Here is a 9,736-nt window from a genome sequence, read left to right on the forward strand (position 1 = left end):
CCGAATAACGGTGCCAGTAATCGTTCATTTTTTTTGAACAGAGGAGTGAAGTTTTTCAGCTATCATCCGGCTCGAATCAGGTCCAGACTAGGTCAAAACGTTGAGGAGAGTTGAATATGATTTATGTACGTAAGGCTGAAGATCGCGGTCACGCAAACCATGGCTGGCTGGACAGCTGGCATACTTTCTCCTTTGCTAATTACTATGATGCGGACTTTATGGGCTTTTCCGCACTGCGGGTGATTAACGAAGACGTTATCGACGCGGGTCAGGGTTTTGGTACCCATCCGCATAAAGATATGGAAATTCTGACCTATGTGTTGTCCGGGGTGGTTGAACACCAGGACAGCATGGGTAACAAAGAACAGATTCCGGCGGGTGAGTTCCAGATTATGAGTGCGGGCACCGGCGTGCGTCATTCGGAGTACAACGGCAGCAAAGACCAGCCGCTGCATCTGTATCAGATCTGGATTATTCCGGATACTGCCGGTATTGCGCCGCGTTACGAGCAGCGCCGCTTCGATGATGTTGAAGGGCGTCAGTTAGTGCTGTCGCCGGACGCCCGTGAGGGTTCACTGAAAGTGCATCAGGATATGACGCTGTCGCGCTGGGCGCTGAAAAAAGGCCAGCAGTCAGCGATCGACGTGGATGCCGCACGTCGTATCTGGATTCAGGTGGTGAAAGGTGATGTGCAGGTTAATGGTCAGCCAGTGACCACCAGCGACGCGCTGGCAATCTGGGACGAAAGTGTGCTGTCAGTTCAGGCCGACAGCGATGCCGAAATCCTGCTGTTTGATCTGCCACCCGTCTGATTTATCTGTGATAAATGATGGCCAGATTATTCTGGCCATTTTTTTATCCTGTGGTATCACCACGATGTTACCGCGATATTTTTTGATAGACTCATCGTAACCTCACTACACAGTCTGATAACGATGAAAAAAAGAAGACCCGTCCTGCAGGATGTTGCCGACCGAATTGGCATCACCAAAATGACCGTCAGCCGCTACCTGCGTAATCCCGAGCAGGTCTCTGCCGCACTGCGTGAAAAAATCGCCGTCGCGCTGGATGAACTGGGCTACATTCCCAATCGTGCGCCGGATATGTTATCCAACGCCACCAGCCGCGCCATTGGCGTGCTGCTCCCTTCGCTGACCAACCAGGTTTTCGCCGATGTATTGCGCGGTATTGAAACCGTCACTGATGCGGCTGGCTACCAGACCATGCTCAGCCACTTTGGTTACAATCAGGAGAAAGAGGAGTTGCAGCTGCGTTCGCTGCTTGGCTGGAATATTGATGGCCTGATCCTCACCGAGCGTAGCCATACTGCGGCCAGCCTGCGGATGATCGAAACAGCCGGTATTCCGGTTATTGAGATGATGGATTGCGTATCGCCCTGTCTGGATATGGCGGTCGGATTTGATAACGCCGAGGCGGCACGGCAGATGACGCGGGCGATTATTGCCAAAGGCCATCGTCATACTGTCTATCTGGGGGCGCGTCTGGATGAACGAACCTTGCTGAAACAGCGCGGCTATGAAATCGCGATGTGCGAGGCCGGTTTACAGCCGCAGAGCGTGATGATGGAAGAAGCCTCCTCGTTTACCGCCGGTGCCGATCTGCTGCGCGAAGCGCAACGCCGTTTTCCGGCCGTCGACAGCCTGTTTTGTACAAACGATGACCTGGCGGTCGGGGCGATGTTTGAGTGCCAGCGCCAGGGACTTCGCGTGCCAGACGATCTCGCCATTGCCGGTTTCCACGGCCATGATATTTCTCAGGTAGTGAATCCGCAGCTGGCAACGGTGCTGACGCCGCGCGAACAGATGGGCCGTAAAGCCGCCTCAATGCTGCTGGCGCGCATTGGCGGTGATAAAACTGCTGTAACGCCGGTGAATGTCGGGTTTGAGATTTCTGAAGGCGGTAGCATCTGATTCTTTCATTTTTTTGAGGTATCTCACATTTACCACCTTTTCCCGGCATAACGGTTGCCATTACCAACGCACGTACTGAGAATGTGATTAACGATTGTTATCGGTAACATGCGAATACTCATCTGCCGGAGTTAAAATAATGAAAACGAATTCCTCGTCACATCATGTGTTTATCCTGATGGGCGTATCTGGCAGCGGTAAATCCGCCGTTGCTAACCAGGTCTCTTACCAGTTAAAAACCGCGTTCCTGGATGGCGATTTCCTGCACCCACGCGCCAATATCGAGAAAATGGCCGAAGGTCACCCGCTGAATGATGATGACCGTCGCCCGTGGTTACAGTCGCTGAACGATGCTGCTTTCGCCATGCAGCGCACTAACGATATCTCGATTATCGTCTGCTCAGCGCTGAAAAAAAGCTATCGCGATATCCTGCGTAAGGACAACAGCAACCTGTCATTCGTCTATCTGCAGGGCGATTTCGACACCATCGTATCCCGCCTGAAAGCGCGTAAAGGCCATTTCTTTAAGCCGCAAATGCTGGTTACCCAGTTTGCCACGCTGGAAGAGCCGGGTTCAGATGAGCAGGACGTGTTAGTGGTTGATATTAATCATTCGCTGGAAGAGGTTGTTGCCGCCACCGTTGCGACCATCGAAGGTGCGATCAAAAAGGATTAGTTGTAATGAGTACCGCAACACTGGTTCTGACCGCAGCAGGTTCGGTATTACTGCTGCTGTTTCTTGTGATGAAAGCGCGCATGCACGCCTTCGTGGCGCTGATGTTAGTCTCAATCGGTGCCGGAATTTTCTCCGGCATGCCACTCGACAAAATTGCTGACACCATGCAAAAAGGCATGGGCGGCACCCTCGGTTTTCTCGCCATTGTGGTCGCGCTGGGCGCGATGTTCGGTAAAATCCTGCATGAAACCGGCGCGGTAGATCAGATAGCCATTCGCATGCTAAAGGCATTTGGTGAAAACCGTGCGCACTATGCAATGGGGATTGCTGGCCTGATTTGTGCGCTGCCGCTGTTTTTTGAAGTGGCGATTGTGTTGCTGATCAGCATTGCTTTTGCGGTAGCGCGTCGCACCCACGATAATCTGGTGAAGCTGGTGATCCCGCTGTTTGCCGGTGTGGCAGCGGCGGCGGCGTTTCTGCTGCCTGGCCCGGCTCCGATGCTGCTGGCCTCGCAGATGCATGTCGATTTTGGCTGGATGATTCTGCTCGGCCTGTGTGCGGCGATACCCAGCATGATTATTGCCGGTCCGCTGTTTGGTAACTTTATCAGTCGCTATGTCGAATTTCGCGTGCCGGATGACGTTTCGCAGCCGGAGTATGACAGCAGCAAACTGCCATCATTTGGCTTTAGCCTGGCGCTGATTTTGTTCCCGCTGGTGCTGGTTGGGCTGAAAACCATCGGGGCGCGTTTTACCACCGAAGGCAGCACGCTGTATCAGTGGCTCGAGTTTATCGGCCATCCGTTTACCGCGATTCTGCTGGCATGCCTGGTGGCGATTTATGGCCTGGCGTATCGTCAGGGGATGGATAAAGAGCGGGTGATGGAGATTTGCGGCAGCGCGCTGCAACCGGCGGGGATTATTCTGCTGGTAATTGGTGCCGGTGGCGTATTTAAGCAGGTGCTGGTGGATTCCGGCGTCGGACCGGCGTTGGGCAATGCCCTGACCGGTGCCGGGCTGCCGATTGCGCTGGCCTGCTTTATCCTCTCTGCCGCGGTACGCGTGATTCAGGGGTCAGCAACGGTTGCCTGCCTGACCACCGTCGGTCTGGTGATGCCGGTGATTGAGGTGCTTAACTACTCGGGTGCGCAGATGGCGGCGCTGTCGATCTGTATTGCCGGTGGGTCAATTGTGCTGAGCCACGTCAATGATGCCGGATTCTGGCTGTTTGGCCGCTTTACCGGTGCGACCGAAGCGCAGACGCTGAAAACCTGGACGCTGATGGAAACCATTCTCGGTACTGTTGGTGCGGTGGTCGGGATGATCGCGTTTGAGTTGTTGTCGTAATATTTTGGGCGGCGTTTTCGCCGCCCGCCTTTCAGATTTTTAAAAACTTCCGCATTCTGCCCCAAAAACCTGCCTCTTCCTGCCAGATATCATTAACTGATCTGCTATTGAACCCCTTGTTTAACTATCGTACGATGGCCGGGCTTTATTTTATTACTTCATTTTCTATAGAGTTACTGGGTCTATTAAAAGGATTTAATTATGGCTGAATTACTCATTCCTGCTGAGATCAGGAATGAAGGAAATGTTTATTGGATAGAAAAATATGAATAATATCTTCCTTAAAATAGATGGCGTAAAAGGAGAGTCTAAAAACTCACTCTATCCGGGATGGATTGATGTGGAGGCTTATGCATGGGGGACGAAAAGAAATGGCGGCGGTTCAGGGACGGGAGTAGCGAATTATCATAATCTTTCGGTTCACTGTGTTGTAGATAAGGCAACGGCAAGTGCTTTGCTTTTCTCATCCAATGGGAAGAATGTAAAAACCGTTGAGCTGTCAGCCTGTAAAGCCAGCGATGGTCAGATGGAGTTTTACCGGATTACTCTTGAAAATGCTATTATTATGGAGGTTATTCTGCGAGACAGCGGCACGACTACGGATGTTGAATATGAGTTTCAGGCAGATAAAGTGAAGTTTCAGCATTGGGGGCAGGATGCCATCGGCGGTAAAGGTGCGGAAACCAGAATGGGATGGGATATTAAAAACTCAACCTCATATTTTTAAGCCGGCAAGGATGATGAAACATGGCGACCGGTGCTATCGCACATCTGAAATATGATCTGGATAATTATATTAATGCTTTGCGCAGAGTTTCCAGTCTCGCGGCAACGTTTCTGATATCGGACTCTCTAATCCGCAAGGGGTATCTTACCGAGGTTGAAGATTTCATCTTATCCATTGAACAACGATTTAAAAGTGAGCTTTATCCACAAAAGAAGATAGCGATAATTGAGGAGCTAAAAGCAGAAACAAAACTGACAGAAAAAGAGTATCAGATACTTCGGATGAAGGATTACACCACCTATATTGTAACGGATATTTTTGAAGATCAGGGGGTGGTTAAGTATGCGAAAATTGGCGGTGGTGTGTTGTCTGGTGGTATTCAGGTAGCATCTGGTTTACAGATTTTCAGGTTAAGTGGGGTGCTGAACAGTAAAAGAATGAAAGGAATGGGGGTGATTCTTATCGCTCACGGGGGGAATAATTTATATGAGACTTTATACCCTGTTTTCTATAAAGGTATGGATTCTGGTCCGTTAAGAGACTTATATCGCTCAATCTCAGGGAATCTGGGTGGTTCAGACTCCGCAGGGGATTTTTCCTATAGCGCAATTGATTTTACACTTACAGCCTATTCTGCATTCAAAATGCCCGTACTAACGGAAAGTCATAAAAGCATATTGAAAAAAGGCAAGTTTGAGAAACCGGGAACAGGAAAGCTGTTCAGAAATGTAAGTCAGGATTTTTCCTCTAAAATATCCAGAATGAACAGGCCAATGAGGATATTTCAATTTGGTTATGCTGCTAATAAATTCAGAATGTCATTTGTAGAAGGTAACTATCGCTTTAATGAATCAGAAGATGAGCCTTAATGCTAACTTAATAAGTTTTAATTCCGTAATGAGTTTGCAGCCTTTTTCTCTGGCATTTAACAGAGTTGATAATGCAATAATAGAAAATGAAATTGTAAATGTTAAAATGAATGCCTTATGGAAATAAATAGCCAGCACTAAGAGAATTAGCGTTATCAGCGTGACATCGCGTAATGATTTTAGGGCATTATATGCGATAAGCGTTATTGAGTGCTGAAAATTGGTTTCACGGGTTAATTTTTTATTGTGTATTTCTTTGAAATATTTGTGTGTTTTTTTCAGAGATAATAATTCTTCTAATTGAAATCCATTATTCAGTATTTTTGTTCGAATTACTTTAGTTTGGTGATCAGTTATTTTCATTATCTTCCCTTATAATGAACTTACTTTTTTAAAATTTAACATGAAGCTAATCAGATTGAAAGTGGCTGCTGAAATCCCGAATCAGAACGCAGCCCTTTCATAACACTATGATTTTTTTGCAGGGTTAACTTTTCGCCACCCGCTTGTCATATTTTTAAATATGCCCGAATCCCATCCAGAAACATCTGCGTTGCCAGCATAATCAGAATCAATCCCATCAGACGTTCCAGCGCGTTAACGCCTTTATCGCCCAGCAGACGCAGAAACAGACCGGAAAGCAGCAAGATCACCACCGTCGCGCCCCAGGCAATCATCAGTGCCGCCACCAGATACCCCATCTGATTTGGATACTGATGTGATAACAGCATCAGGGTCGCCAGCAGCGACGGCCCGGCGACCAGCGGAATGGCCAGCGGCACCAGAAACGGCTCTTCCCCGGCTGATAAGCCGCTGCTGTTGCTCTCATTCGAGGGGAAAATCATTTTAATCGCGATCAGAAACAAAATGATGCCGCCGGAAATCGATACCGTCTCGGTACGCAGATTAAGGAAAGTCAGAATTTTTTCGCCAGCAAACAGAAACAGCAGCATGATAACCAGCGCGATCAACATTTCGCGGATTAACACCACTCGTCGACGTTTCGGCTCCAGATGCTTTAAAACCGACATAAAAATCGGCAAATTGCCCAGTGGATCCATAATAAGCAACAATAATATTGTTGCGGAGATCATCTCAGTCATCGTTGTGGTTCTCTTTTTCCATCACCAAAATCATCGGTTATAAGCCGCACTGCTGAAAAAATGCGGACCATCGATTTAATTCACTTGCCTGTTTTGCTGCATTTTGTAAGGTGGTAGGTATCTTTCTTTTGTTTTACTTACTCTAACAGGTCAGGCGATGTTGGCGCAGCCTGAAGCAGGTACCAGGACATGAAAAATGTAGGACTAGTAGGCTGGCGCGGCATGGTCGGGTCAGTATTAATGCAGCGTATGATTGAAGAGCGCGACTTTGATGTGGTGCGTCCGGTGTTCTTCTCCACTTCACAGCACGGCCAGGCCGCGCCGGAGTTTGCCGGTCAGTCCGCAGGTACGCTACAGGACGCTTTCGATATTGAAGCACTGAAGGCGCTGGATATCATTATTACCTGTCAGGGCGGCGATTACACCAATGAGGTGTATCCGAAACTGCGCGCCAGCGGCTGGCAGGGATACTGGATTGATGCGGCTTCTTCGCTGCGTATGAATGATGATGCGATCATTATTCTCGATCCGGTTAACCATCATGTGATTCGTCAGGGGCTGGATAACGGCATCAAAACCTTTGTTGGCGGCAACTGTACCGTCAGCCTGATGCTGATGTCACTTGGCGGCCTGTTTGCTAACGATCTGGTGGAGTGGGCCTCGGTGGCGACTTATCAGGCGGCTTCCGGCGGCGGCGCGCGCCATATGCGTGAGCTGCTGAGCCAGATGGGGATGCTGCATAACCATGTGGCAAAAGAGCTGGAAAACCCGGCTTCTGCGATTCTGGATATCGAACGCAAAGTGACCGAAATGAGCCGCGCTGGCGTGCTGCCGGTCGATAACTTTGGTGTGCCACTGGCGGGTAGCCTGATCCCATGGATCGACAAACAGCTGGAAAATGGCCAGAGCCGCGAAGAGTGGAAAGGCCAGGCGGAAACCAACAAGATTCTGCAACCTGCCAGCACCATTCCGGTTGATGGTCTGTGTGTTCGCGTCGGCGCACTGCGCTGCCACAGCCAGGCATTCACCCTGAAACTGAAAAAAGATGTGCCGCTGAGTGAAATTGAACAGCTGCTGGCAGCGCATAACGACTGGGTTAAAGTGGTGCCGAATGACCGCGAAATCACTATGCGTGAACTGACTCCTGCGGCAGTGACCGGCACGCTGAACACGCCGGTTGGCCGTCTGCGTAAACTCAATATGGGCCCGGATTATCTCTCGGCCTTTACCGTGGGCGATCAGCTGTTGTGGGGCGCGGCTGAACCGCTGCGCCGCATGCTGCGTCTGCTGGTGGATTAATCCTGTACTGACGGGCCCGGCTAACCGGGCCTGTTAATCGATAATTCTTAACTGACCGAGGAAAATTCTGTCCATTTCGGAACAACTGACCTGTGTTCCTGCGCCCACTAAGCCCTTTATGCTTCTCCTTTTTAGCACTGACAAAAATTATTTTATGCATTCTTACCAGGCTAATTGTCGCCCTTAGCTATGCTTAGAACAGATGTTCTGATTTTTGACTGTTTTTGCTTTCCAACTGAATTGAATTTGTTCGCGGCAATGGTTTTCTGTTCCAGCGGATGGATACTCACCTTGCCTGCGAGCTGATGGCTCAACGAAGAGCAGCACTCAGCTGATGCACCGTTTGTCGATGCGTCATTGATTCGCTTGCCAAATGTCACAGGAAGAATGTCATGTCTGAGCTTCCCGATCGCCACGCGATCAATGCGATTATTTCTGGTCATTACGCCGACCCTTTTGCGCTGCTCGGTATGCATCAAACCGACGCCGGGCTGGAGGTGCGTGCTTTATTGCCTGATGCTTCAGAAGTCTGGGTGATTGAGACCAAAACCGGTCGTAAGTGTGTGCAACTGAAGTGCCTCGATTCACGCGGCTTTTTCAGTGCGGTGGTGCCACGGCGTAAAAACCCGTTTCGCTATCAACTGGCGGTGATCTGGCATGGTGAACAGAATTTAATTGATGACGCCTACCGTTTCGGTCCGCTACTGGCCGAGCTGGACAGCTGGCTGCTGGCGGAAGGTACCCATCTGCGTCCGTATGAAACCATGGGTGCCCATGCCGACGTGATTGATGGCGTTACCGGCACGCGTTTTTCCGTCTGGGCACCGAATGCCCGGCGCGTCTCGGTCGTGGGTGAATTTAACTACTGGGACGGTCGCCGCCATCCGATGCGCTTTCGGCGTGAAAGCGGTATGTGGGAACTGTTTATTCCGGGCGCGCGGCAGGGACAGTTGTATAAATTCGAAATCATTGATGTTTACGGCCAGCTGCGGCTGAAAGCCGACCCTTACGCCTTTGAAGCGCAGATGCGACCGCAAACCGCCTCGATGATTTGTGGTCTGCCGGAAAAAGTGGAAATGAAACCGGAGCGTAAAACGGCGAATGCCTTTGACGCACCGATCTCCATCTATGAAGTGCATCTCGGTTCCTGGCGTCGCCATACCGATAATCACTTCTGGCTCAGTTATCGCGAGCTGGCCGAACAGCTGGTTCCCTATGTTAAAGAGATGGGCTTTACCCACATTGAGCTGCTGCCGATTAATGAACACCCGTTTGACGGCAGCTGGGGCTATCAGCCGCTGGGTATGTACGCCCCGACCCGCCGTTTCGGCACCCGTGATGACTTCCGCTATTTTATCGCTGCCGCGCATGCCGCCGGGCTGAATGTGCTGCTCGACTGGGTGCCGGGCCATTTTCCTTCCGATGAGTTTGGGCTGGCAAAGTTTGATGGCACGGAGCTGTATGAGCACGGCGATCCGCGCGAGGGCTATCATCAGGACTGGAATACGCTGATTTACAACTTTGGCCGCCGTGAAGTGAGTAACTATCTGGCGGGCAATGCGCTCTACTGGATGGAGCGCTTTGGCATCGACGGCCTGCGGGTAGATGCGGTTGCGTCGATGATTTATCGCGATTACAGCCGTAAAGAGGGCGAGTGGATTCCCAATGCTTATGGGGGGCGCGAAAACCTCGAAGCGGTGTCGTTTCTGCGCTACACCAACCGGACGCTGGGCAATGCGGCACCGGGCAGTATTACCGTTGCCGAAGAGTCGACGGACTATCCCG

10 protein-coding genes are annotated in these 9,736 nt (G+C 50.5%); 8 read left to right on the forward strand and 2 right to left on the reverse strand.

Annotated features, from left to right (window positions below; translation table 11 throughout):
• Positions 1–116: 116 nt before the first annotated feature.
• From NG42_RS06440 to NG42_RS06465, 6 genes are all read left to right on the forward strand, one after another.
• Positions 117–812 carry a pirin family protein gene (locus NG42_RS06440; protein WP_052898450.1) on the forward strand — a complete coding sequence of 232 codons (696 nt, stop codon included), beginning with the start codon at positions 117–119 and terminating at the stop codon, positions 810–812.
• 123 nt (positions 813–935) lie between these two features.
• Positions 936–1,931: a gluconate operon transcriptional repressor GntR gene (gene gntR, locus NG42_RS06445; protein ID WP_052898451.1), complete on the forward strand. Its 996-nt coding sequence runs from the start codon at positions 936–938 to the stop codon at positions 1,929–1,931.
• A gap of 139 nt (positions 1,932–2,070) precedes the next feature.
• Entirely contained in the window at positions 2,071–2,607 is a 537-nt protein-coding gene (gene gntK / locus NG42_RS06450) for a gluconokinase (RefSeq protein WP_052898452.1), read from the forward strand.
• Between the two features lie 5 nt (positions 2,608–2,612).
• Positions 2,613–3,953: a gluconate transporter gene (gene gntU / locus NG42_RS06455; protein ID WP_052898453.1), complete on the forward strand. Its 1,341-nt coding sequence runs from the start codon at positions 2,613–2,615 to the stop codon at positions 3,951–3,953.
• 265 nt (positions 3,954–4,218) lie between these two features.
• Positions 4,219–4,680 (forward strand): Hcp family type VI secretion system effector, encoded by a 462-nt coding sequence (locus tag NG42_RS06460; protein WP_052898454.1) that lies wholly within the window; start codon positions 4,219–4,221, stop codon positions 4,678–4,680.
• A 20-nt stretch (positions 4,681–4,700) separates the two neighbouring features.
• Positions 4,701–5,549 (forward strand): DUF4225 domain-containing protein, encoded by an 849-nt coding sequence (locus NG42_RS06465; RefSeq protein ID WP_053115775.1) that lies wholly within the window; start codon positions 4,701–4,703, stop codon positions 5,547–5,549.
• On the opposite strand, the gene NG42_RS06470 is transcribed toward NG42_RS06465, so the two are convergent.
• Both NG42_RS06470 and NG42_RS06475 read right to left on the reverse strand, forming a co-directional pair.
• Entirely contained in the window at positions 5,532–5,912 is a 381-nt protein-coding gene (locus tag NG42_RS06470) for a hypothetical protein (protein WP_052898455.1), read from the reverse strand. The genes NG42_RS06465 and NG42_RS06470 overlap by 18 nt on opposite strands.
• Before the next feature lie 146 nt (positions 5,913–6,058).
• Positions 6,059–6,652 (reverse strand): YhgN family NAAT transporter, encoded by a 594-nt coding sequence (locus NG42_RS06475; RefSeq protein ID WP_052898456.1) that lies wholly within the window; start codon positions 6,650–6,652, stop codon positions 6,059–6,061.
• 189 nt (positions 6,653–6,841) lie between these two features.
• On the opposite strand from NG42_RS06475, the gene asd reads away from it, so the two are divergent.
• Both asd and glgB read left to right on the forward strand, forming a co-directional pair.
• The gene (gene asd / locus NG42_RS06480) at positions 6,842–7,951 is read left to right on the forward strand and encodes an aspartate-semialdehyde dehydrogenase (RefSeq protein ID WP_052898457.1); all 1,110 of its coding nucleotides are present in this window, start codon (positions 6,842–6,844) and stop codon (positions 7,949–7,951) included.
• A 392-nt stretch (positions 7,952–8,343) separates the two neighbouring features.
• A partial coding sequence (glgB, locus tag NG42_RS23375; protein ID WP_420911301.1) for a 1,4-alpha-glucan branching enzyme occupies positions 8,344–9,736 on the forward strand: 1,393 nt, incomplete at its 3' end.

Source organism: Winslowiella iniecta (assembly GCF_001267535.1).
Taxonomy (GTDB): Bacteria; Pseudomonadota; Gammaproteobacteria; order Enterobacterales; family Enterobacteriaceae; genus Erwinia; species Erwinia iniecta.